Source organism: Cedecea sp. AS113 (assembly GCF_037152415.1).
Lineage (GTDB): Bacteria > Pseudomonadota > Gammaproteobacteria > Enterobacterales > Enterobacteriaceae > Cedecea.
The window spans coordinates 241,662-265,611 of the sequence record NZ_JBBCMI010000003.1; the positions used below are offsets into that span (position 1 = coordinate 241,662).

Below are 23,950 nucleotides of genomic sequence, written 5' to 3' on the forward strand. Positions count from 1 at the left end.
AAGGGGATTTGTTTTGTTATTTAGCCGTGGGCGGCGTGGATACAAAACAACACAATTCTTTTGTGCTGAGCCGGGATAACCCCTCTCCCCGAGCGGGAAGAGGGGAAACGAGCGGTTAGTTTATGCCTTCCCGGCTCTCTTTTTTGGCTTCTTCGGCCTCGATGGCGCGATACCAGCGCGGGTGGTGCTTCTTCGCCCATCGGCGGCTGACTTTGCCAATGACCATGCCTTTAATCGATCCTTTCACCCAAAACGCCATGTACATATGGATCAGGATGGCGTGGATCAAAATAATGGCTGAAGCGGCGTGGATAAGCAGGCTGTAGCGAATCATCCACATTGGGAAGTAGTGCGCAAACCAGGGCCGCCAGATAATAATCCCGGTCACCAGCAGCACGAAGATCATGCTCATAATGCTCCAGAACATCATCTTCTGCCCGGCGTTGTACTTGCCCACGTCCGCCACTTTATGCTCGTTGCCTTTCAGCACCTCAACAATGCCCTTCAGCCAGGGGAGATCCTGCTTGTCGGGAATGTTGTGATGCACGAAGCGCACGAACATAAACATCAGCGCCACAAAGATAGCCACGCCGAAGAACGGGTGCAGAATGCGCCCCATCTGTGGCGTGCCGAAGGTTTCCGTCAGCCATTGCAGCGTCGGGAAGAACAGGGCAATGCCGGACAGCGACACGAGGAAGAAGCAAATCACTACCGTCCAGTGGCAGGCACGGTCGATGAATTTGGTTCTGACGATCATCTTACTCATGCTTGTCCTCCTCATCTTCGTCCACCTCTTCGTTCGGCCCGATCCCGACATAGTGGAAAATCAGGGCCGCGAAGGTAGCAACAAACCCGGCAGCCGAGAGCGGCTTCAGAATGCCTTTCCACAGGTTGATTGGGGTATCAATCTTCGGCTCTTTCGGCAGGTTGTGGTACAGCTCTGGCTGGTCCGCGTGGTGCAGCACGTAAACGACGTGTGTGCCGCCCACGCCCTGCGGGTTGTAAACGCCCGCCTGTTCAAAGCCGCGTTTTTTCAGCTTCTCAACGCGCTGCTCTGCCATGTCCAGCATCTCTTTGCGAATACCAAAGCGAATCGCACCTGTCGGGCAGGTTTTCACGCAGGCAGGTTCCTGGCCTACGCTAACGCGGTCAACGCACAGGGTGCATTTATACACGCGGTTATCGTCTTTGTTCAGGCGAGGGATGTTGAACGGGCAGCCCGCGATGCAGTAGCCGCAGCCGATGCAGTGCTCCGACTGGAAGTCTACGATGCCGTTGGCGTACTGAATAATTGCCCCAGCGGACGGGCAGGCCTTGAGGCAGCCCGGATCTTCGCAGTGCATACAGCCGTCTTTGCGGATCAGCCATTCCAGCTTGCCGTTTTCACGGGTTTCTGAAAAACGCATCAGCGTCCAGGACTTGGCGCTCAGGTCAGCGGGGTTGTCGTATACCCCCACGCAGTGGCCGACTTCGTCGCGGATATCGTTCCACTCCGAGCAGGCCACCTGGCAGGCCTTGCAGCCGATACAGCTTGTGACATCGATGAGCTTGGTGACTTCTTCCTTGAAGTCACGTGCTTGCGGCGGCGGGGTGAAGCTGTTGGTCGCCGAGCGTTTGATAATATCCTGAGATTGCATGGACATTGTTTCCTCCCTTACGCCTTCTCAATGTTGACCAGAAACGCCTTGTACTCCGGCGTTTGCGAGTTGGCGTCACCCACCGACGGCGTCAGGGTGTTGGCGAGATAGCCCTTGCGGGCCACGCCTTCAAAGCCCCAGTGCAACGGGATCCCGATGGTTTCGATTTCCTGGCCGCCCGCCTGCAGGGTTTGCAGGCGTGGCGTCACCACGGCCACGGCTTTAATAAAGCCGCGTTTGCTGCTGACTTTCACCCGATCGCCGTGCGCAATGCCTTTCGCTTTCGCCAGCCCTTCGCTTATTTCTACGAACTGTTCCGGCTGCACGATGGCGTTCAACCGCGCGTGCTTGGTCCAGGTGTGGAAGTGCTCAGTCAGGCGATAAGTGGTGCCGACATACGGGAACTGCTGCCTGTTACCCATGCGTTTAGCATCCGCTTCGTACAGGCGCGCCGCCGGGTTGGAAACCACTTTCGGGTGCAGCGGGTTGGTGCCCAGCGGCGTTTCAAACGGCTCGTAGTGCTCCGGGAACGGCCCTTCGGCAAGTTTGTCGAGGGCAAACAGACGGCCCAAACCTTCCTGCTGCATGATGAACGGCCCGACGCCGCTGTCCGGGGCGGCGGTGCTGAAGTCCGGGATATCGTTCCCGACCCATTTCGTGCCGTTCCACTCAATCAGCATGCGTTTGGCGTCCCACGGCTTGCCCTGCAGATCTGCCGAGGCGCGGTTGTATAACACGCGGCGGTTCATCGGCCACGCCCATGCCCAGCCCAGCGTATTACCCAGCCCGGACGGATCCGCGTTGTCGCGGTTTGCCATCTGGTTGCCTTTGCTGGTCCAGCTTCCGGCGTAAATCCAGCAGCCGGAAGCCGTGGAGCCGTCATCACGCAGCAGCGCGAAGGAATCAAGCAGTTGGCCTTTTTTCGCCAGCAGGTTGCCGTTGGCGTCAAACAGATCTTCCAGCGCGTAGCCGTTGCTCTCCTGAGCGACTTCTTCGGACTCGGGATGATCGGGCTGCTCGTAGTGCCAGCGCATTTTCATCAGCGGCGCAATACCTTTGCCGCCTTCGGCCTGGTACATCTGGCGCAGCCGGTGGTAAAGTCCGGCAAGGATCTCCCCGTCATTCAGCGCTTCACCCGGCGCATCCGCGCCTTTCCAGTGCCACTGCAGCCAGCGGCCCGAGTTGGCGATGGAGCCATCTTCTTCCGCAAAGCAGGTGGACGGCAGGCGGAACACTTCGGTCTGGATTTTCGCCGGGTCAACGTCGTTCATCTCGCCGTGGTTTTGCCAGAAGTTGGAGGTTTCCGTCACCAGCGGGTCGATAACCACCATGTACTTCAGCTTGCTCAGGCTGGCGACAACCTTGTTTTTATCCGGGAATGAGGCGACAGGGTTAAAGCCCTGGCACAGGTAGCCGGTGACGAGGTTGCGATCCATCATGTCGAAGTACTTCAGCACGTCGTACGCCTGATCCCACTTCGGCAGCCAGTCAAAGCCCCAGCCGTTCTCTTTCTGCGCGTCGTCGCCGTAGAAGGTTTTCATCAGGCTGACGAAGAACTTCGGATAATTCCCCCAGTAGTTCACCTGGCCCGGCAGCGTTGCTTTTGGCGTGTTGGCGGCCAGGTAACCGTCGAGCGTGGTTTGCTTGTCGGACGGTAAAGAGAGGTAGCCCGGCAGGCTGGTGGACAGCAGGCCGAGGTCGGTCAGGCCCTGAATGTTGGAGTGGCCACGCAGCGCGTTGACGCCGCCGCCCGCCATTCCCATATTGCCGAGCAGCAGCTGGATCATCGCCATGGTGCGGATGTTTTGCGCGCCCACGGTGTGCTGAGTCCAGCCCAGCGCGTACAGGAACGTAGTTGTGCGATCGACTGCGCTGGTGGAGGCCAGCACTTCACAGACTTTGAGGAAATCTGCCTGCGGCGTGCCGCAGATATGCTCGACGACGTCCGGCGTGTAGCGGGAAACGTGCTCTTTGAGCAGGTTCCAGACGCAGCGCGGGTCGGTTAGCGTGTCATCTCGCTTCGCAAAACCGTTTTCGTCGAACTGATAATTCCAGGTGGTTTTATCGTATTGGCGCTTTTCTTCGTCGTAGCCGCTGAACAGGCCATCTTCGAAGCTAAAGTCCTCACGCACCAGCAGGGCCGCGTTGGTGTAGTGTTTGACGTATTCGGCGTTGATTTTGTTATTGGAGATCAGGTACAGAATCACGCCCGACAGGAAGGTAATGTCGGTGCCGGAGCGGATCGGCGCGTAAATGTCCGCCACCGATGCCGTGCGGGTGAAGCGCGGATCGACCACGATCAGCGTGGCGTCGTTGTTGTTTTTGGCTTCCATCGCCCAGCGGAAACCGACCGGGTGGGCTTCAGCGGCGTTACCGCCCATCACCATCACCACGTTGGCGTTTTTGATATCAACCCAGTGGTTGGTCATCGCACCGCGACCAAATGTTGGAGCAAGACTTGCTACCGTTGGTCCGTGTCAGACGCGCGCCTGGTTATCTACCGCCAGCATGCCCAGCGAGCGGGCAAACTTCTGGGTTAACATGCCGGTTTCGTTGCTGGCCGCCGAGGCGCACAGCATCCCGGTAGAAAGCCAGCGGTTAACCGTCACGTTCTGTTCATTTTTCTCGATGAAGTTGGCATCGCGGTCGTCTTTCATCAGGCGGGCAATACGGGAGAACGCCTCGTCCCAGCTGATGCGCTGCCATTTGTCTGACCCAGGCGCACGGTATTCCGGGTAACGCAGGCGATTATCGCTGTGAATGTAGTCCAGCAGCCCCGCGCCTTTCGGGCACAGCGCGCCGCGGTTGACCGGATGATCCGGGTCCCCTTCAACATGGAAAATGCTGGATTTGGCATTTTTCGAGCCATCCCCGAGGCTATACATCAATAAACCACAGCCAACAGAACAGTAAGTACAGCTATTGCGAGTCTCTTTTGCACGCAGCAGCTTGTAGTTGCGCGTTTCCGCCAGCGCGGCTTTTGGGACAAAGCCCAGCACCGCCGCCGTTGTACCTGCCATTCCGCCGGCGCAGATTTTGAAAAATTTCCTGCGACTGACGTTCATCGTCACCTCATTGTTATGACGTTTTTAGTACGGGCGAAAATAGCAGCTATAGCCATTCAGATATTGCGTGAAATCAATTCGATAAACATTGGGTAGGTGATTACCCCTTTGGTATTAGTGGTTATTTGACGGAGATAACACTGGCGTGTGCCTGGGGCAGAGAAAAGGGGAGTAAAGCGGCGTGGTTAGAGGCGGTGCCGTTTATCAGGGAAACGGCACGAGGCAAGCGTTGAGTCAGATGCGGGTGATTGTGAACCACCGGCGCCAGATAAAGCGCAGCAGATAATATTCAATGGTGCCCAAAGCGAGGAACCAGATGCAGAACAGGATCACGTAAAGCTGGCTAAGGTCGACCAGGTGGAAAGTGTCGATCAGCTTTTGTGCCAGCGTCAGCGTTAACGCCGGGGCCGGGAGCAGCAGGCATGACAGAAAGGCCAGCAGCAAAATGCCGCCCGCGCTCAACAGCGCTTGATGTGGATGGTTCATGACGTTGTTAGCCTGAAGTTAAAAGGCTATTGTCCGGGAAAGTGCACCCGGGTGTAAACCATTTGAGAAAGGGTAAAAAAAGCGGCCCCTGCGAACAGAGGCCATCATCATCAGTTAAAAACGTTTTGCAGCAGCGTGTACATCTGGGTGAAAGCGCGTTTTGCCACTTCCGGGTGGTATTTCGCGACGCCTTCAACGTTCGCGCCCGGGTCGGTAAACGAGTGCACGGCACCGGCGTAGCTCACCAACTGCCAGTCTACCGATGCGGCGTTCATTTCGCTGACAAACTCGCTCAGCTGCTCGCGCGGCACCAGCGGATCTTCCGCACCGTCCAGCACCAGAATAGAGGCTTTGATCTCTCCGGCGGCGTGGGTTTTTAGGGTATTCAGCGTGCCGTGGAAGGAAACAGCCGCTTTGATATCCGCGCCGCTTCTTGCGAGCTCCAGCGCGCAGTGCCCGCCGAAGCAAAAGCCCGCTACCGCCAGTTTGCTGCCGTCGACGGCGGCAATTTTCTGCGTGGCAAGCGTGTCTAACGCGGCCTGCATACGGCCTACTTCCGCCGGGGTGTCCTTCACGCCCATCATCAGGGCACCGGCTTCATCGGCGTTGGTAGGGCGCTTGCCCTGGCCATAGAGATCGGCGACTAGCACGACATAGCCCTGGGCGGCGATCCCTTTGGCCTGTTCAACCGCTCCAGCGCTCACGCCCATCCAGTTGGGAGCGGTCAGGACGCCGGGCCGCGCAGCGCTTTGGTTTTCCTGGTAGACCAGTACGCTTTCAAAGGTTTGATTCTCGACTTGATAAGTAACGGGTGTTGAAATAATTTCTGACATCAGAATTAACCCCTAAATAAAATTTATTGGTCGGCAGGTGAAGTATAATTAATTTCATAATGCTAACAAATTAGCAATTTATTAAATTTACAAGCGCATGAAATGCTATTTAATTTAATTTAAAAAACGTTTATTTGTTAGCGATAAATAATTTATGTGAATAATTGTAATTAACGATGTTCGGGCAGGGAATATCCATTCTATCTCCAGGCCTTATTCACATTAGGGCATCACGCTGCGTCATCGGTAACAGGCGAGAGTCTTCCAGCGCCGCCGTGCGATGGCCAATTCCCTGCATACAGGCTTCATTATTCGCGAAGGCCAGAAAAGCTTCGGCACTGCTCTGCCGCACGAGCATGGCGCAGTCCCAGCGTTCATCCTGCGGGCCAATCAGCCAGCTGTCTGCGGCGCCAAAGAAAATAATGTCCCCGCCGCTTTGGCGTAAAAACGGCAGCGTGTGCTGTATATAGCGCTGAAAAGCTTCCGCGCCGCTAATCGCGCTAAGCGGCATTAATTCCGGGGTGGCTGAGTAATCCGCCATTGCCCTAAAACGCAGGAGGTTGAGCATATAAACCTCCCCGTAAATTTGTTTCATCACAAAATGTCGCGCGGCCTGCGGGGTGGGCTGCAGGTAAGGCGTCGTGTTTGAGGACGTGACCATAATTATTCCTGTTATTTTCCAGCGGCAAAATGAGCGAGAAGCAGAGAGGCCACGTCTTCTTCCAGCGCAGGAGGAATTTCATGCCCCATGCCTGCAATGAGCTGCAATTTTGCGGCGGGGATCGTCTCGGCAATGTCCTGCCCGGCTTCTACGGGGAAGAGGGGATCGTGAGTGCCGTGAAGCACCAGCGTGGGGGCTACGATCTGTTTTATCTCCTGACGAAGATCGCCTGTGGCCGCCATCGCTGCAATCTGACGCAGCATGCCGGGCACAGAACTGGCGCGCGCCAGCGAGGTTTTTAGCAGCGCCGTGTAGTACTCCTCGTCAAACGGGAGGTGCGTTGAGGCAATGCGCCTGAAGAACGCGAGCTGCTGCTCAAGCCAGGCGCTTTGGTGCGAATGCGGATCGGGCTTCGGCCCCATTAGCATTGCCATCACATCCGGGGCCGGAGGCGGGAGCTGAGGATTGCCTGTGCTGGACATGATAGCGCACAGAGACAGCGTTTTTTGCGGATATTGCGCGGCAAACAGCTGGGCAATCATGCCGCCCATAGAGCGCCCAACAATGTGCGCCGCCTGAATACCGGCGTTGTTCAGCGTGAGGGCAACGTCCGCCGCCATGTCCCGGAGCGTATAGGCGATGGGGATCCTTTGGCCCTGGGAGAGCGCCTGCAGGTCGGGCACGCCCGCGTGGTTCAAGGAGGGGGACATCCCGCAGTCGCGATTATCGGCCCGTAAAACATAGAAACCTGCGTCGGCCAGCCGCTGGCAAAAGCGCTGCGACCAGCTGATGCTCTGGCTTCCCAGCCCCGGCAGCAGGACTATTGCCGGGTGTTTTTTATCACCGAAGCCGTCGAAGTAGAGGGAGACCGGCAGGTTAGTCGCTGTGTTCATGGGCGATCCTCAGTTTTTTCTGCCAGGCTTCCAGCAGATTTTCCAGCGCGGCTTTAACGTTTTGCTCATCCGGCTTGACCTTTTCAAGCACGGTGAACTCGAAAGCGGACTCACCATACTGGTTCCAGGCCAGCTGCAGCGCCTTATTGCGGTGCTGCCCGAACTTCAGTTCAAACAGATGGCGGTTTAACACGCCCTGAGCGTTTGCGGCGCCGGCGAGCAGCTTATGGCCGGTTTGCGTATTGGCTATCAAATAGATGCCCGCCGTGGTCGGGCTGTCTTTATAGCTCTGCTTCAGATCTTTTTTGTTTGGTGTCTCAGTCATTTTTTGGACTCCTGCTTGCCAAAAGCTAACGTTGCCGCATAGCGGCGAATATCCTGCGGCCAGCCTTCCATCGCGGCGTTGAAGGCCGCTTCGTCATCGGCAAACAGCGCGCGCAGGCAAGTTTCATACTCCGGCAGATCGCCCGCCACCTCGTGCATAAACTGGTAGGCGCTTTCGTGCCTGCGGCGCTTGTTGTCCGCCGGTTCGCTGGCTTTTCTGGCCTGTTCGATCAGTCGACGTAAGGTTGCAGAAGCGCCGCCCGGCTGCGTGGCCAGCCACTCCCAGTGGCGGGGCAGCAGGGTGACCTCCTTCGCCGATACGCCAAGCTTAGGCCTGCCGCGAGTTTTAACCGCAGCGGTCTCTTCGGTTAGCTGTTCGGCCAACTCCGGGTAAGCCGCAATGGCGCTGGCTTCGTCCCCGTTGACGTGGATATCCAGCCGTTTGCCGGTCTGGTCATGGAAGATAAACACCGGCTCGTTACCGATTGGCGTGGCCTTTAGCTGCCGCAACAGTTCGTTCAGGCTGCCGTGGGCAATCAACTGCCGCTGCATAAAGGCGGTAAGGGTGACAGAAGACATGGGTGACCTATTTTATCCGGGTAAAAATAGTAGCCTATCGGGGGAGCCCGACCTTGTCAATTATACCCGGGTAAAATAGGTGGGGGAGGTCAGGCCTGGTGCATCAAGTCCTGATACAGCTCTGCGAGCACGCCGCCGGGGCGAAATTGCTGTTTGATCCAGCGAGTAACCTGACCCGTCGCCGCGTGCTGTGTGGCAAGCAACATGCGGGAATGCTGGCGTGGGTTATGGACCTGGCGGGTCACCAGCAGGCCGTTTTCTACCTCGCGACGCGCCATGTAATCCGGCAAAAAACCGATGCCGTCGCCTAAAATCTGGCACTGGCATTTGGTCGGGAAGTCCGGTACCACCACGGTTTCCTGGCCATGCAGCAGCCAGCCCACTTTTTTATTAATGGTAGAGGCGGTGTCTTCCACCATGATATTCGGATACAGCCTGAGCTGGCTTTCGGGGATCGGTTCCTGTGCCGCGGCGAGAGGGTGATCTGGCGCGATAGCGAACGCCCAGCGGATAACGCCAATCTCCGTGTAGTCAATGCCGCCCCCGCCCAGCAGCGCATCCGGCGCGCCGATGGCAATATTCACCTGATTGTTGAGCACCGCATCCCAGACGCCGTTGTACACCTCTGTGGTGACGGCAATCTGGCAGCCGGGAAACTGCTTTTTTAACATATTCAGCAGCCTGGCCGTGTGCTGAGGCGTGTACAGCAGATGGTTAATGCAGATCCTGACTTTCGCTTCGATACCCTGCGAAATGGTCTCAATGCCCCGCCGGATCCCTTGAAAATCATTCAACAAGTCGCTGGCCTTGCGGTAGAGATAGATCCCGGATTCGGTCAGCTCAATGCTGCGGGTGTTGCGGATAAACAGCGGCGCATCGAGCCACGTTTCCATGCGTTTTATGGTGTAGCTGATGGCGGAGGTGGTCACGCCCAGCTCTTCGGCAGCCCGGCTGAAGCTGCCGTAGCGGGCGGCGCAGGTGAAAGCCTGCAGGTTCTCTTCGGTAAAGATGGAGTGCATTCCGGGCTCCCTTCGATGACGCGTGATGCGGGGAGTTTGACACATTCTGAAAAAGATTATTAAAACACATTCAACAATAGCGGCATCAGCGATGAATCTTTTTTAAGCGGATGTTTTTCCCGCCAGGGCGTTGTTATTCTCGAATTTCGGCCATAACCGCGAACGACAGGAGAACATGATGTCTGACAACGAGCTGATAACCGGGTTTTTGACGGCGGCTTTGAACGGGGACGTGTCAACGCTGAAAGCATGCGTGGCGCAGGGCGTGGATATTAACGTCACCAACCGGCAGGGCAGAACGGCCATCACCATCGCCAGCCTGAACCAAAAATATGACTGCGTGGCGCTGCTTATTGAGGCGGGTGTGGACATTAATCAGCAGGATGAAACCTGTTTTAATCCCTTCCTGATTAGCTGCCTGAATAACGATCTCAAGCTGTTGCGCCTGTTGCTACCCGCGAAGCCTGACCTGACTCGCTTAACGCGTTTTGGCGGGGTGGGTATTACGCCTGCCAGCGAGAAAGGCCACGTCGAGATTGTGCGCGAGCTGCTGGTGCATACCGAGATTAACGTCAACCACACCAACTTCCTCGGCTGGACGCCGCTGCTTGAGGCCATCGTGCTGAACGACGGCGGCAAAAAGCAGCAGGAGATTATCTCGCTGCTGCTGGAACACGGCGCCAACCCGCACATGACGGATAAATACGGTAAAACGCCGCGGGAACTGGCCGAAGAAAAAGGCTACCGCGAAATCGCTCAATTGCTGAGAGAAGCGGGCGCTTAGCCGCTGTATGCCTGACAACCACCATCACACTCTGGGTAGAAAAATAATAATGACTGAGATTGAGAAAAGCCGTCGCGACTTTATTAGCGGAGGCGGCAAGGTCGCCGCAGCCTGCGCGCTGTTTGGGGCTAGCGGCACCGCAGCCTGGGCCGCGAAAACACCTGCAACCGCCTGTGAGAGCAGCCACCAAATGAATGCTATCAGCGAAAAACACTATTACCTCGACAATGTGCTGCTGGAAACCGGGTTTAATTATGAAGGCGAAACCGCCGTCAGTACCCGCACCGAACTGCACACGTTAGAAATCAAAGACGGCAAAATTGCGGCAGTTCGTGCCAATAAATCGCACCCTGACGGCACGCTGCGCAGCTATGACGCCGGGAGTAAGCTGTTGCTGCCGGCGATGCGCGATATGCACATCCATCTGGACAAGACGTTTTATGGCGGCCCGTGGCAGGTACATAACCGCCCGGAAGGTACCACCATCATGGATATGATTGCCTGGGAGCGTAAAATTCTGCCGGAGCTGCAGCCCTACACCCGCGAGCGCGCCGGCAAGCTTATCGATCTTATCCAGTCCAAAGGGTCGACGATTGCCCGTAGCCACTGCAACATTGAGCCGGTTTCCGGGCTGAAAAACCTTGAAAACCTGCAGGCGGTGCTGGCGGAGAGAAAGTCAGGTCTGAACTGTGAAATCGTGGCGTTTCCGCAGCATGGCTTGCTGCTTTCAAAATCTGAACCGCTGATGCGCGAAGCGATGCAGGCCGGGGCCCACTACGTAGGGGGGCTGGATCCAACCAACGTGGATGGCGCGATGGAGAAATCCCTTGATACCATGTTCCAGATAGCGCTTGATTACGACAAAGGCGTGGATATTCACCTGCATGAAACCAGCCCGGCGGGCGTGGCGGCGGTGAATTACATGGTGGAAACGGTTGAGAAAACCCCGCAGCTTAAGGGAAAACTGACCATCAGCCACGGTTTTGCACTGGCGACCCTTACGCCGCAGCAGGTGGATGATATTGCCACGCGCATGGCTGCCCAGCAGATCAGTCTCGCTTCTACGGTGCCCATCGGGACTTTGCATATGCCGCTGAAGCAGCTCCAGCGAAAAGGCGTGCTCGTGATGACCGGCACCGACAGCGTGATCGATCACTGGTCGCCGTACGGGCTGGGCGACATGCTGGAAAAAGCCAACCTGTATGCGCAGCTCTACGTTCGCCCGAGCGAGTTTAGCCTGTCGCGTTCGCTGGCCATTGCCACCGGCAATGTTTTGCCGCTGGATGATAAAGGTAAACATGTGTGGCCGAAGGCGCAGGATGAGGCGAGTTTTGTGCTAGTGGATGCATCATGCTCAGCGGAAGCGGTGGCGCGTATTTCGCCGCGTACCGCGACCTTCCATCAGGGCAATTTAGTCTGGGGAAGCGTGATTTAATGCGAGGTAGAATAGCCTGCAAAAGCAGGCTATTTATTGACACTTTACCGAACCACAAAGACCGGGAAGCGGGCATGGCGAATAATGCTGGAAGCGTTGGAGCCGAGCAGGTGGGTGGAAATAGACGGGTTCTTCGAACCTACAATGATCACATCCGCATGAATGTCCTGTGCGACTTCGTTCACTTCGTCCCTCACCGAGCCGTAGCGAATCTCCAGCACGACGCGTTCTTTAGGCAGTGAGAAGTGCCCGCGCAATTCTTCCATCTTTTCTTCGGCGTTTTTCTTCAGGTATTCGTCGAATTTACGGATGTCAGAGGAAAAACCGTGGGTATTAAACAGCGGGGATTTAGGCAGAACGTACAGAAGGTGGATTGTGCCCTCAGACTCTTTCGCCAGATATTCGGCATGGCGAATAGCTTTATCCGTGAGCTCCATTTCAAAAACATCCACCGGCATTAAGATGGTTTTATACATCGTTCAGCTCCTTTTGGTAACGTTTCAACCATTCTGGCACTAACGATGCGGTTTCGCCGTGATCTGGCGGGGAAATAAGGCATTTATCCCCTCGCCCTGGAAGGGAGAGGGGATAACCAATGTTTCCCAGGCTTTTATTTTCTCCCTCCCCCTTTGGAGAGAGGGCTGAGGTGAGGGGCGATCGCGCCTAGTTACGACCCGCCATCACGCCGCCGTCAACGTCCCACAGGGCGCCTGTCACCCAGGTGGTATTGTCGGACAGCAGGAAGCTCACTACTTCGGCAACGTCGCGTGGCGTACCTACGCGGCCAATCGGGTGGAAGCTATCAAAGCTGCCCATCACGCCCGCCACATCCTCTTTAGGAATGAAGCCTTCATATATTGGCGTATGCACCACGGCCGGAGAAACCGCGTTGACGCGAATACCGTGCGAACCCAGCTCAATGGCAAGATTCTTCGTCAGCGCATGCAGACCGGCTTTCGCCATGGAGTAGGCGGAAGATGGTGTTGCGCCGATGGCCTGCTGAGCCCACATGGAACCGATGTTGACGATAGAACCTTTGATCCCGGCGGCAACCATGTTTTTCACCACTTCGCGGGTAATGAAGAAGGTCGCGCGGTTGATGTTCATATACATGTCGTAATCCGCCTCTTCGTGTTCGGTAAAGGCTTTCGGGAAGAAGACCCCGGCGGCGTTCACCAGCAGGCTAATGTCGCGGTGCTCGGCGTTAATCACGTCCATCACTTTATGCATCCCTTCGCTGCTCATCAGGTCTGCGACGATGACGGACACTTCCCCGAGGGCAGACAGCGCCTGGCGTGCCTGTTCGGCTTTCTCCGCGCGATTCCCGACCAGCACAACTTTCCCGCCGTTTTCCAGCACCTGACGGGCGCTTTCCAGACCCATACCGCTGGTGCCGCCAACAACTAAAAGTTTCTTACCTGCGAATGATGTAGACATGATGACCTCGTTTCTCTTTGCTTAATAAGGTGAAGCAGCCTGCCTAGCGCTTCGGAATGGCGACAGAATGCCAAACCTATTTCGGCCTGGCGAAGCATAAGAACTTGCATATCGAGAAAGAAAAACTATCTTGTCGGTATGTCGTCCTTGTCGAAGAGAAAATATGAGATCGCTGAATCGCCTGAAATGGCTGCACGCCTTTGAAGCCACGGCGCGCCACGGCAGTTTTACCGGCGCGGCGGAAGAGCTGGGCGTAACGCCCGCCGCTGTGGGCCAGCTTGTTCGTTCCCTGGAGGAGTGGGTCGGCCATCCGCTGCTGCACCGCACGCGCAGCGGCAAAGAAAGACTTACGCTGGTGGAGGAAGCAAGGGAGGCGCTGCAGGACATTACCGTTGGGCTGGACAGCCTGGAGCAGGGATTGAATAAGCTGCGAGGTGCCAGAGCCCGCGCGGTGGTGGTGATTACCGCTTCTCAGGTACTGATGATGAACTGGCTGATGGAGCGCCTCAACCGCTTTTCCGAGGAGCATGACAGCATCGACCTGCGCCTTAACGTCACGGAAAAACTGACCGATGTGCTGCACGGCGAGGCCGATGTCGGCATACGCTGCGGTCCCGGCAACTGGCCCGGTTTACAGTCAACGTGGTTAATGGACGAAGAGGCGGTGATTGTCTGCAGTCCGCATTTGCTGACTGGCGTCACCGAAGCTGACTGGCTGTCAAAACAGAAGCTTATTTATGATGATACACCGCATCCCGGGGCGAATTTCCCGGAGTGGGAAACGATTTCTCAGGACATTGGCGTGGCGTTGTGTGAGCAAAACGGCCTGCACATTAACTCTACGTCGGCCGTTATCCTGGCTGCCCTAAGCGGGCGTGGTGTGGCGGTGGTGCGCAAAGCGCTGGTCCAGCAGCTGATCGATCTTGGGCAGCTGCGCCAGCTTTTCCCGCAGCACAAATGGCCCCTGACCTGGTCCTATTTCATCGTGCGTTCAGAGCGCTCCAGTCGACGCCCGGAGGTGACGCTGTTCCATGACTGGCTGGTGGCAGAGACGGGCGCTACGCTTAAGTAATGGAAAAACTCATCGAATTAAAGCGCGCCAAACGCCTGGCGCTCGCACTTTTGCTGATTGCCGCCGCGACGTTTGTCGCCACTTTGTTCTTGCCGCCTAATTTCTGGGTGAGCGCCCTGAAAGCAATTTCTGAAGCGGCGATGGTCGGCGCCCTGGCCGACTGGTTTGCGGTGGTGGCGCTGTTTCGCCGCGTACCGATCCCGTTTATCGCCCGGCATACCGCCATTATTCCGCGTAATAAAGACCGTATCGGCGAGAATCTCGGCAAGTTCGTGCAGGAAAAGTTTCTGGATACCCAGTCGCTGATTGACCTGATTCGTCGCCATGAGCCGGCGCAGATGATGGGGAGCTGGTTCCGGCAGCCCGAAAATGCTCAGCAGGTAGGGCGGCATATGCTCAAGGTGATGGAGGCTTGGCTGTCTCTGACCGATGACACGCGGATTCAGGGGCTGATTCGCCGGGCGGTGCACAAAGCTATTGATAAAGTCGACCTCAGTTATTCCAGCGCGCTGCTGCTGGAAAGCCTGACCAAAAACAACCGTCATCAGGCCTTGCTCGATTCGGTCATAGCTCAACTGCTGGCGCTGCTCGAGAAACCGGCCAGCCGGGAATTTATTGCCCGCCAGATCGTCCACTGGCTGGAAACTGAGCACCCGGTTAAGGCCAGAGTGCTGCCCACCGAATGGCTGGGCGAGCAAAGCGCAGAGCTGGTGTCCGACGCCGTTAACTCTCTGCTGGATGACGTGAGCCAGGACAAAACGCATCAGCTTCGCCGGGCATTCGATCGCGCCGTGCAGCGGCTTATCGACAGCCTGAAAAATGACCCGGAAATGGCGGCTAAAGCGGAAACGATCAAAAGTTACCTGAAGGAGGATGAGAAGTTTAATCTCTACCTCGGCGAGCTTTGGAATGACCTGCGGGGCTGGCTGAAAACAGATATCGCCCGCGATGATTCGCGGGTGCAAAAGCGCATTGCCGAAGCGGGGCAATGGCTCGGGGAAACGCTAACGGCCGATGCTTCGCTGCGGGCCTCGCTGAATGAGCACCTTGAGCAGGCTGCCCGGCATATCGCGCCGGACTTCTCAGCTTTTCTCACCCGGCACATTACCGACACGGTGAAAAGCTGGGACGCAAAAGACATGTCGCGGCAGATTGAACTCAACATCGGCAAAGATCTGCAGTTTATTCGCATTAACGGCACGCTGGTGGGGGGCTCGGTCGGACTGGTGCTCTATTTACTTTCACAATTGCCGGGCGTGATTGAGGGCTGGGGGCTGCGGTTTTAAGGCACAGGGCGCAAAGCCCTGTGCAGCGTGGTTAGCCCTGATGAGGCATCAGTTTTGGGTCACCGGCAAAAGCGGGTTTACTGCTGCTTAGAGCCTGTTCGTCAGCGCCTATCGAACCGCTGTTATCCGCCCAGACACCTTCCTGCGTTTTGCTGATGGCCTGATGCTGGCCGTTAAGGTTTTGCCCCATGGCGGCGATGTGCTGGCTTTCTGTTCCACCGCTGTTGTCGGCCCAGGGAATGACGGGGTCGGCCGCTGCGGCGAATAAAGGCAAGCAAATCGAGCTGGCAAGCAGCATTTTGATGGCTTTATGCATGTTATTCACCTGCTGACATTAGCGTTTTGGGTGCCAGCTCCGGAGGAGATGGCGGTACCGATAAGTCTACTGCGGCGAGAAATATGCGCTGGCGAGGAAAAGTAAAAGAGCGTGTCATTTGCCACAATTGCTTACCGACGATCTCAAACTATTCAATAAGATAGACAGTGAATATGTTTCTTGTGAAATAATTAATTCGCTAATGATAATGGCCGTGATTTATTAAGTGACTGAACCGCCCAACAACCCGGCAGGACCCATGAACAATTTTTAGGTATCATTTCGTCTTATTTTCAATGGGATATTACTGCGGTAACTGATGACCCTTAACCCTTTCTGCTATTGTCTTCTGATGCTCGCCGCGCTGGGTAGCGCTTTTATGCCTCACTCTTTGGGCATGTGGTTTGTACTGGTGAATGTGCTCACGCTGCTGGTTTACGGCGCTGACAAACTGGCTGCGGTAAAAGGCTGGCGGCGCGTGCCGGAGGCAACATTGCTTCTCTTTGGGCTGACGGGCGGTTGGCCCGGGGCGATTCTGGCTCAGCAAAGTTTTCGCCATAAAACTCAGAAACAGCCGTTCAGACGCTGGTTTTTTATTACTGTGATAATAAATTTAATTGCCGTTATTGTCGTGGCATATGAGTTTTATTTACCCAGGTAATATTAATTTTGTATGTTCATGAAAGCGATAAACGCCGGGGATGAGGTGATGTCAGGGCAGTTTAGCAGTCGGGGGAAGCATTACATCTGGCCGAATGCCGAAAAAGCGGATGACGTGGCAAATACCTGTCTTGTTCGCGGAAAGCAGAATCAAAACAATATTATCTACGTTACGCCCGGATGTGTATATTTTTAATGTTGCCGGTGAATGTTTTTCGGTTGAAGCATAAAGCAGGATAAATTAAGAAAGCTAAATGCCATGTGGATAATACATGGCATTTTTATCTTTCTTGCTGCAGGGAGCGTATTGAATAAATGCGCTTTGATAAATATTCATAATCTGAACACTGAGAAACCCTTAATGCTATTTAAATTAAGGGTTTTTTTTTGAGTGTTATTTATTAATTAAATTCCATCTTCCATTTTCAATAGCAAGAATTTACTTTTCAATCCTTCTATTTTGGCTGATAGCGCATACAGTTGCGCCGGTGGTATCTGCCTGTCGTTATCTTTTAAACGTTGGATCTGATTGAGCTGATTCTCTACCATGGTGCTCTGCCGGTGAACTGTTTCACGTAATTGATATATTGCCGTTTTTAACTCGGAAATAGTCATATAGGAGGTTCGTTTTTGTTCCGCCTCTAAAAGTCGTTTTTCAATGGCTGTAAGCTGTGAAATCAACTCTTCATAGGTTGTATTAGCCGGCGCAGATTTGCTGGCAATTTCCTGCTTGTTTTTCCATTGAGTGACCAACGGATTATCTTGCCAGATGCTGTTGGTCACTCGCAGTACGTCTGGATTATCGGCACTTTGGTAGAGGGACAAAATGGAAAGTGCAAAGGCTGCGCCAGCTGCACTCCAGCAAAGCTTATTGGGCCAGGTTAATGGCCGGGATTCGCGGAGCTGCAGGTGTGTTATCGTGGGTTCCAGCTTTGGCGCTGCCGGTACGGCGGGTTTGCTCTGCTGGGTTTGCTGCTGGAGCATTTTGATGTTCATCTCCAGCCACAGTGAGAGCTGCCGAAAAACATCTCCCTGGGAAGATTGCAGCTCAACGGCCTGGGCTTCTAACATCCCCGATGACATTAGCAACTGTTCCATCGCCGGGATGTTGTCCGTCTGTAGCGGAAGACAATAAATTAACGGCGTTAGGTACCGGCAGTAGCTATCGATCATTTGGCGACGCAGATCGAGCGCTGACAGGGGAGGCCAACAGGGAGGATGCTGTTTGGCAAATCCACTGGTAAAGACCTGGGTTGCACTGGCAACACCTTTCCAGCCATTTCGCTGACAGGCAATCAGGCAGTACCACATCCCAATTTGAAGGTCGTAGCCAAATTTTTGGAATAGCTGATTGCAGTCCTTTTCCCGTTCTCTCCACCAGTTACCGTCGTCTGAATAAATCTTCCAGCGGTGCATGTCGTTGCTGAACTGGAGAAAAGTATGATGGCCACGCGGATCGTGGCTGTTAATTTTCAACGTGCGGGTATGCTCAGAATGGATGGGCTCGCTCATGTTGTGACCTTCTCTGCGCGCAGGGTGAGGACTTTTTTACTGACGTCGATTCTTAAGGGGATTCCCGGCGCGCCATGCAATGCGCTGTCGGCCATCAGCGGGAGCAGATGCTGATTCAAAACCTGATCAATATCGCGGGCACCACTTTGAGCCACCCGGCAGCGCTCGGCAATCCAACTGACGGCTCGTTTGCTGTAACCCGGCTGCGCGGAGGCATCTGCTGCTTTCTGGTATCGCTGGCACAAACGCTGCAATTTAAGACCAATGATTTCATTCATCGCGTCAGAAGAGAGTGGCAGATAGGGCGTCAGCGTCATGCGCCCCATGAGTGCCGGGCTAAATACGCGTTCAAATTCCGGGCGAATGGCATTACACAGCGCCTCCGGGCTGATTTCCCCTGAATCATAGGTTGCCATCAACGTTTCGCTGGCGAGATTGGACGTCATAACAATCAGCGTATTGCGGAAGTTGATCTGCTGGCCTTCTGCGTCCTCGATCTGGCCCTTATCAAAGATTTGATAAAATAGCTCCATAACGTCCGGGTGGGCTTTTTCTACTTCATCAAGCAAGACGACAGAGTAGGGATTGCGACGAACAGCTTCAGTAAGTACGCCACCCTGGCCGTAGCAGACATAGCCAGGAGGGGAGCCTTTCAGGCCGGAAACTGAATGCGCTTCCTGGTATTCGGACATATTGATGATCACCATGCTTTCCTCACCGCCAAACAGCAATTCGGCCAGCGCAAGCGAGGTTTCCGTTTTTCCCGTGCCGGATGGACCTGCCAGCATGTAGACCCCCATTGGCTTGAGCGGGTCCCCCATACCTGCCCGGCTGATTCGTACCTGCTGCGCGATCTGTTTGAGAGCGTGATCCTGACCAATCACTCTTCCGGCCAGTCGCTCAAATAAAGCATCGATTTGCTGATGCTCTTTCTCCAGCATTCGCCCTAGTGGAATGCCCGTCCAGTCGGCCACTACATCTGCAATGCAGGTCGCATCGACACATTCAAATACCATGGCATGTTGCTGATGTCGGGCCGACAGTCTCTCCCGGCCGTGGGAAATAAATGCGGCATCTTTGCTGTTCAGCAATTGCTGAACCAGGTCATTTTGTTCCCTCCATTCCTTGGTAAGGGCTTCAAGCTTTTGCGTTAACTCTGTGGTTTGCCGCGTCAATATTTCAAGGCGCTTTGGCGCTGTGTCTTCTCGTCTCAGGGCTTCACATTCACTGCTAATCGCCCGTAGCTGGACGTTGATCGCTTCAATTTCTTTGGGTTCGTGGGTTTGAGACACGGCGACTCGGGCACAGGCCGTATCCAGCAGACTGACGCACTTGTCCGGCATTTGCCGCCCGGCGATATAGCGATTGGAAAGAGTAACCGCCGCATGGATCGCGCTTTCTAATACGGGCACACCGTGGTGTTGCTCCATTGCCGGAGACATTGCTCTGAGCATGGTTGTCGCATTTTCGATATCAGGTTCTGCGACTTTGACAACCTGGAAGCGGCGGGTTAATGCGGCATCTTTTTCGAAGTACTTTTTATATTCAGCCCAGGTAGTGGCGGCAATCACGCGCAGTTCGCCGCGAGCCAGGGCGGGTTTCAGGAGATTGGCCGCGTCGTTCTGACCCGCCTGGCCACCGGCGCCAATCAGCATATGGGCTTCATCAATAAACAAAATAATGGGTTTGGGGGCACGCGTGATTTCTTTTAGCAATGCCTGAAGACGGTTTTCAAATTCTCCTTTTACGCTGGCTCCGGCCTGCAGCAACCCAAGATCCAGGGTCAGAACTTCCATCGCTCTCAGTTCAGGCGGCACCGTGCCCTCGGCAATCCGTAGCGCCAGCCCTTCGGCGATAGCCGTTTTACCCACGCCCGGTTCGCCCGTCAAAATCGGGTTGTTTTGCCGGCGTCGCAGCAGGATATCGACCATTTGCCTTATTTCAGATTCACGTCCGAGCACGGGATCCAGGGCACCTTTTTGGGCCAATTCGCTCAGATTGCGGGTATATTTTTTCAGTGAAGACTGCGTGGCAAGGTGGTCATTATTTGGCTGGGAACTGGCTGGCGAAGAAGCACGAAGAAGTTCATTAACTTTGTCCGATTCGCAGTGCAGGGCATCCTGAACCTGTTTAGTGAAAAGCGGTTTAACTATATCGCTGAAAGCGCTGGCAATTAGCGCTTCAGGCGTTAGTGAGCCGCTTCCCCACCGTGCGCTGGCCAGCATCCACCCATTCGTTAACCACTCTACCAGCTCGGTGGAAAATACCGGCGTGAGCACCTGCGCTTTATTCGCCTGGGTCAGCGCATGTTGCAGCGCACTGAATAACTGGCTGACGGGCAAACCTGTTTGCAAACTTAGCGTTTCAAATAAGGTGCTTTGCTGCTGAATGATAGCCAGCAGCAGGTGCTCTGGCGTCACCTCCGTATGCTGCTGGGAGGCTGCATGACTGACGGCAGTATCGAGCGCGGCTCGGGTATCGGTATTAAGTCTGCTGATAATAGATTTTAAATAATGGTTCATCATTTCTCCCATCAGGTATTAATTGCACTGAGCGATATCGCCGGGCAGCGCTGAAATAGGGTTGCTAAGTTGTGTTTCTGAACGAAAGGCAAGGTCGGCAATTTGCGTGTTAAGACTGTCAATGTTTTGCGCCAGGGCATCCCAGCTTTGCCAGGCCGTTTCCAGTTGGTTCGTGTCGGAGAGGGCAAAACGCACCAGCAGATGTTTGATTCCGGTCTGTTTGAGCAAGTCTTCATCGTCGCCAAATTCATCGCTTTGGAATAATGCTTCGCCGGAATTAAAGCGGCGAATGAAGGCCGGCCAGGCGTTTTCGCCATAAAGGCGATGGTGGACGGTGAACCCAGGGAAAATGACGCTGACAGTGACGTCGGTACACTGGCCGGGCTGCCAGCTAAAGTCATGTTTGTCGGCAAAGTTCATGCTGAGAAATTTCTGTTCACCCTTCTGGCAGCTCAGCGTTAGCTGCGTACCGGTAGGCACTAGCTGTGCGCCACCTGGCACGGAGGCTGGCATACTGGCGACATTGAGCTTCCAGATTTTTTTCGACAGCGTGGTTTGTTCGCCTTCCAGGGTGGCCACTTTTGCCACCAACGCCGCCATTTGGTCTCCGTCTCGCGTTGATTGCCGGTCCTGAACTTCCAGAAGCTTTTCTGCCGAAAAATTGTGCCTGACGAGATGAATAAACTCCTCTGTCAGAGGAGCCTGTATGCCGGTAAAACTGACTGCCCCCAGGCCGTTTTTAGCTTTTGCGAGGAAAGGGCTGGCGGGGCCACGCAAAAAATCGCCTACCAGCTGTTGGCTTAGCGCCTGCTGCTGTTCGTAGTCACGGGTTTCGTTATTTTTCCCCAGGGGCCAGATGACAGATCGTTTCCATTGTTCATTAAGCCAGCAGGCGCTCTGATGGATGGCATTCGCCGCTAAGCGGCGGGCATCATTTTGATAAAACAGCCATACGGCGTTGATTCCTGCGTCGGTATTCTGAGGTGTCAGGTGTTCCTGAAGCGCGGTGAGAGCCGGTAATAAATCGGTTAGCGGATTACCGTCACCGTTATCATTTTTTGCAAAAAGGGCTCGGGTCAGGTGTGCGTCAGGGATCCCCTGTGATACGGCCTCTTTGACGGCTTTGTTTCGAACGTCCTGCCAGTGAAGCCATGCCCGATCGGCGGGCGCGGAACTGCCGGGGATGTTGTTATCTTTTCTGCCTTGTAGCCAGGCGATAAAAGACTGGCGAACCTGCCTGTCTATTTGCCTGGTACGGCGTACCATGGCACTGGTGTTTGCATCGGCTGACAGTTGGTGAAGCTGGCGAAGCGTTTGCAGCCATGGCTGCGCCTGGGCAGCCGTTATGCCATGAAGTTCGTTCAGTGTGCGGTGCATAAATTGCATCGCCGCACTTTTATTTTGCCCCATTGCGATGAGATGCGGATGCGACACCTTTGAGGGCGTTGTAGGAGACAAATGGGCGCTCACCTCAATCAGATATCGCTGCCAGGCATCCTGTCGCCGTGCCGGCCATCGCATTTTTTCCTGCGTAAGAATAGGCAGGGGATGAGCGACCGCTTTTTCCAGGGTATTTATCCACCCGAAATAGGTTTTTTCGCCCTCGAGTGTCCAGAGACTTGAGAGCGCTATCGAATCGGAGAGCGACGGCCACCAGGCCGCTGCCTGAAGTGGGGATGGCATAGCGCCAGGTGCAACGAGCCACTGCAGAGCAGGATCGTGATTCACTAAACTCTCCAGCAGCCGTTGGGCCGTATGCAGCCACTTTTCGCCGTCCGGGCTGCGCATGAAGTGGCGTTCTATCGCCATAACAGTCAGCGGAGAGAGCGTTTGTGGGTAATCACGCTGCAGCAAGGCTTCTTTTACCGATGCGTTTTTTTGCAGTTCATCAAGCGTGGCGCCAGCCCGCATTTGCTGCCAGGTAATTACCGCATTGGCCAGGGAGAGGATAAGATCTCGCTGCTCTTCAGGGGCCGCACGTAATACCTGCCATTGATAGGCATCCAGAGCAGCCTCTGGTTGACGTTTACTGGATGGCGACTGCACTAAACGTGTTTCTGCTTTCTCTCGCCGCTGCTCAAGTAAAGGCAAAAACGGCAGATAGCGAGGGGAAAGAGAATGTCGCGCTTCATCTTTGGCTAAAAAAGCCGCCAGGCTATCGGGGGACTGTTGGGGGGCTTTGGCGTTTAGATAGTCAAAGCTTAGCCACGCGCTGGCCGTGATCCAAACTGCGATAAATGCGATTGCAACGGAGCATATTTTTCTGGCATGGGAGCGCTGGAACCAGTGTTGATTGCCCCGACGCAGGCCAAGATCTTTTAAATGGTGGGCCAGTAGATGATGAATAAAAAGCCCCGTCCGGCGGCTGCGATTTTCCTCTAAAGGTTCCGTCGCACAGAACCATATGCTGCTGAGCGTGGTGTGTCGAAAATACGCGTTGGGTTCGCACAAAGACGCCACGGTATAGCAAAGTGAAGGCTCCAGCCGGGAGAACGCTTCCGGGAAGTCGAGTAGCGTGGCGTATTCAGATGCCGTGAGACCGTCAGAGCGCCCCATGCTGAGCCTGATGTGTGACATACCCTGTCTTAACGCTGAAAACAGCGGTTGCAGGATCTGCTCATCTTGCCCATCTATATGCGGGGGTTGGCTCCATGTGTAGCCCAACGGCTGTAGGCGTTGCTCAGAGGAGAGCTGCTGAGCCCAAAGGCTGAAGCCGGGAAAACGATCGCATTGGGTGATTAAAATATGCAGCGGCAGCTGTTCACCAAAACGACGAACCAGCGGCTCGAGAAGCGCTCTTTGCTGGCGGATAAGTGAATGCAATGCGCTAAGATCCTGGTTTAGCAGCGAAGTTACCGGAATCGCAATAATCACGCCTGCGGGGGCTGGCATGCTTGTGCACCATTGCACCAGCCTTTTCCATGCCTGGGCGATAGCTGGTGAACCGGAGAGAAAATTACTGGAGACGTCCAGGACGCAAAGTTGGCGGAAGAACCACCAGCGCAGCGTTCTGGTTGGTCTTATTTCGGTATCATCGGCGCTATTATAAAATGTTGGCAAACCAGCGCTGGCCAACAGCGTGCTCTTTCCGCAGCGATCGCCCAATATCAAATATAGCGGGACTGTCTCTCGCTGACGGCGTGCCCCTTTGATAATGCCGGCCCCGGTTTTCCAGTGCGCTTTCAGCACAAATTCACGGCGGGAAAGACGATATTTTTCAAAGAGGCGTCGCCCTTTTTTGCCCTTTATTATCAGAACAAGGCCATGCCCAGCGCACCATAACAAGACGGTAATGAGCAGCATTGACAGGCAAAAGACCAGTATTGAGGTTGTACTCCAGTTTTGCCATAAGCCGAGGGTAAAGCTAAATAAAACCGAGAAACAAAGAACCAGCAGCCAGCCGGTAAAACACGCTAATTTTTTAAGCAT

Annotated in this window: 21 protein-coding genes; 5 read left to right on the forward strand and 16 right to left on the reverse strand. The window is 54.9% G+C overall.

Features of this window, described 5'->3' with window-relative positions; genetic code table 11:
• Window positions 1-115: 115 nt before the first annotated feature.
• The 10 genes from fdnI to WFN87_RS05135 all read right to left on the reverse strand — a co-directional run bounded on the left by fdnI (window position 116) and on the right by WFN87_RS05135 (window position 9,497).
• Window positions 116-781, reverse strand: a complete 666-nt coding sequence (gene fdnI, locus WFN87_RS05090) for a formate dehydrogenase-N subunit gamma (RefSeq protein WP_034809921.1) — start codon at window positions 779-781, stop codon at window positions 116-118.
• Complete coding sequence (fdxH, locus tag WFN87_RS05095; RefSeq protein ID WP_008460538.1) at window positions 759-1,643, reverse strand: formate dehydrogenase subunit beta; 885 nt, start codon at window positions 1,641-1,643, stop codon at window positions 759-761. Before fdxH ends, fdnI begins: the two co-directional genes overlap by 23 nt.
• Window positions 1,644-1,654: 11 nt before the next feature.
• Window positions 1,655-4,702 (reverse strand): formate dehydrogenase-N subunit alpha, encoded by a 3,048-nt coding sequence (fdnG, locus tag WFN87_RS05100; protein ID WP_336982162.1) that lies wholly within the window; start codon window positions 4,700-4,702, stop codon window positions 1,655-1,657.
• A gap of 234 nt (window positions 4,703-4,936) precedes the next feature.
• Entirely contained in the window at window positions 4,937-5,188 is a 252-nt protein-coding gene (locus tag WFN87_RS05105; protein ID WP_008460543.1) for a DUF1158 family protein, read from the reverse strand.
• A gap of 110 nt (window positions 5,189-5,298) precedes the next feature.
• Entirely contained in the window at window positions 5,299-6,021 is a 723-nt protein-coding gene (locus tag WFN87_RS05110; RefSeq protein WP_336982164.1) for a dienelactone hydrolase family protein, read from the reverse strand.
• Between the two features lie 217 nt (window positions 6,022-6,238).
• Window positions 6,239-6,682, reverse strand: coding sequence for a DUF1330 domain-containing protein (locus WFN87_RS05115; protein WP_336982166.1), 444 nt, complete (start codon window positions 6,680-6,682; stop codon window positions 6,239-6,241).
• 11 nt (window positions 6,683-6,693) lie between these two features.
• A complete protein-coding gene (locus WFN87_RS05120; protein ID WP_336982168.1) occupies window positions 6,694-7,575 on the reverse strand; it encodes an alpha/beta fold hydrolase in 882 nt (293 codons plus the stop codon).
• Window positions 7,559-7,900: a GIY-YIG nuclease family protein gene (locus WFN87_RS05125; protein WP_166994471.1), complete on the reverse strand. Its 342-nt coding sequence runs from the start codon at window positions 7,898-7,900 to the stop codon at window positions 7,559-7,561. Before WFN87_RS05125 ends, WFN87_RS05120 begins: the two co-directional genes overlap by 17 nt.
• Window positions 7,897-8,478 carry a DUF2239 family protein gene (locus WFN87_RS05130; RefSeq protein WP_166994473.1) on the reverse strand — a complete coding sequence of 194 codons (582 nt, stop codon included), beginning with the start codon at window positions 8,476-8,478 and terminating at the stop codon, window positions 7,897-7,899. Before WFN87_RS05130 ends, WFN87_RS05125 begins: the two co-directional genes overlap by 4 nt.
• An 89-nt stretch (window positions 8,479-8,567) precedes the next feature.
• Window positions 8,568-9,497 carry a LysR substrate-binding domain-containing protein gene (locus WFN87_RS05135; protein WP_166994474.1) on the reverse strand — a complete coding sequence of 310 codons (930 nt, stop codon included), beginning with the start codon at window positions 9,495-9,497 and terminating at the stop codon, window positions 8,568-8,570.
• 178 nt (window positions 9,498-9,675) lie between these two features.
• Between WFN87_RS05135 and WFN87_RS05140 the strand changes: the two genes are divergently transcribed.
• Window positions 9,676-10,281: an ankyrin repeat domain-containing protein gene (locus WFN87_RS05140; RefSeq protein ID WP_008455923.1), complete on the forward strand. Its 606-nt coding sequence runs from the start codon at window positions 9,676-9,678 to the stop codon at window positions 10,279-10,281.
• Window positions 10,282-10,330: 49 nt separating this feature from the next.
• Window positions 10,331-11,716, forward strand: coding sequence for an amidohydrolase family protein (locus tag WFN87_RS05145; protein ID WP_336982172.1), 1,386 nt, complete (start codon window positions 10,331-10,333; stop codon window positions 11,714-11,716).
• Window positions 11,717-11,760: 44 nt separating this feature from the next.
• On the opposite strand, the gene uspG is transcribed toward WFN87_RS05145, so the two are convergent.
• Window positions 11,761-12,192, reverse strand: a complete 432-nt coding sequence (gene uspG / locus WFN87_RS05150; protein ID WP_008455928.1) for a universal stress protein UspG — start codon at window positions 12,190-12,192, stop codon at window positions 11,761-11,763.
• A gap of 187 nt (window positions 12,193-12,379) precedes the next feature.
• The gene (locus tag WFN87_RS05155; RefSeq protein WP_166875989.1) at window positions 12,380-13,153 is read right to left on the reverse strand and encodes an SDR family NAD(P)-dependent oxidoreductase; all 774 of its coding nucleotides are present in this window, start codon (window positions 13,151-13,153) and stop codon (window positions 12,380-12,382) included.
• Between the two features lie 163 nt (window positions 13,154-13,316).
• On the opposite strand from WFN87_RS05155, the gene WFN87_RS05160 reads away from it, so the two are divergent.
• Window positions 13,317-14,225 carry a LysR substrate-binding domain-containing protein gene (locus tag WFN87_RS05160; protein ID WP_336982174.1) on the forward strand — a complete coding sequence of 303 codons (909 nt, stop codon included), beginning with the start codon at window positions 13,317-13,319 and terminating at the stop codon, window positions 14,223-14,225.
• On the forward strand, window positions 14,225-15,511 hold the full coding sequence (locus WFN87_RS05165) for a DUF445 domain-containing protein (protein WP_336982177.1): 1,287 nt from the start codon (window positions 14,225-14,227) through the stop codon (window positions 15,509-15,511). Before WFN87_RS05160 ends, WFN87_RS05165 begins: the two co-directional genes overlap by 1 nt.
• Window positions 15,512-15,542: 31 nt before the next feature.
• On the opposite strand, the gene WFN87_RS05170 is transcribed toward WFN87_RS05165, so the two are convergent.
• A complete protein-coding gene (locus WFN87_RS05170) occupies window positions 15,543-15,827 on the reverse strand; it encodes a hypothetical protein (protein WP_008455937.1) in 285 nt (94 codons plus the stop codon).
• A 319-nt stretch (window positions 15,828-16,146) separates the two neighbouring features.
• Between WFN87_RS05170 and WFN87_RS05175 the strand changes: the two genes are divergently transcribed.
• Window positions 16,147-16,488 (forward strand): DUF1294 domain-containing protein, encoded by a 342-nt coding sequence (locus WFN87_RS05175; RefSeq protein WP_336982179.1) that lies wholly within the window; start codon window positions 16,147-16,149, stop codon window positions 16,486-16,488.
• Window positions 16,489-16,892: 404 nt separating this feature from the next.
• Here the strand turns inward: WFN87_RS05175 and WFN87_RS05180 are convergent, their stop codons facing one another.
• From WFN87_RS05180 to WFN87_RS05190, 3 genes are read right to left on the reverse strand one after another with little or no spacing between them, the layout of a single operon-like run.
• Window positions 16,893-17,999 carry a VasL domain-containing protein gene (locus WFN87_RS05180; RefSeq protein ID WP_336982181.1) on the reverse strand — a complete coding sequence of 369 codons (1,107 nt, stop codon included), beginning with the start codon at window positions 17,997-17,999 and terminating at the stop codon, window positions 16,893-16,895.
• Entirely contained in the window at window positions 17,996-20,521 is a 2,526-nt protein-coding gene (gene tssH / locus WFN87_RS05185) for a type VI secretion system ATPase TssH (protein WP_336982183.1), read from the reverse strand. The genes WFN87_RS05180 and tssH overlap by 4 nt, the downstream gene beginning before the upstream one ends.
• Window positions 20,522-20,539: 18 nt before the next feature.
• Complete coding sequence (locus tag WFN87_RS05190) at window positions 20,540-23,950, reverse strand: type VI secretion system protein (RefSeq protein ID WP_336982185.1); 3,411 nt, start codon at window positions 23,948-23,950, stop codon at window positions 20,540-20,542.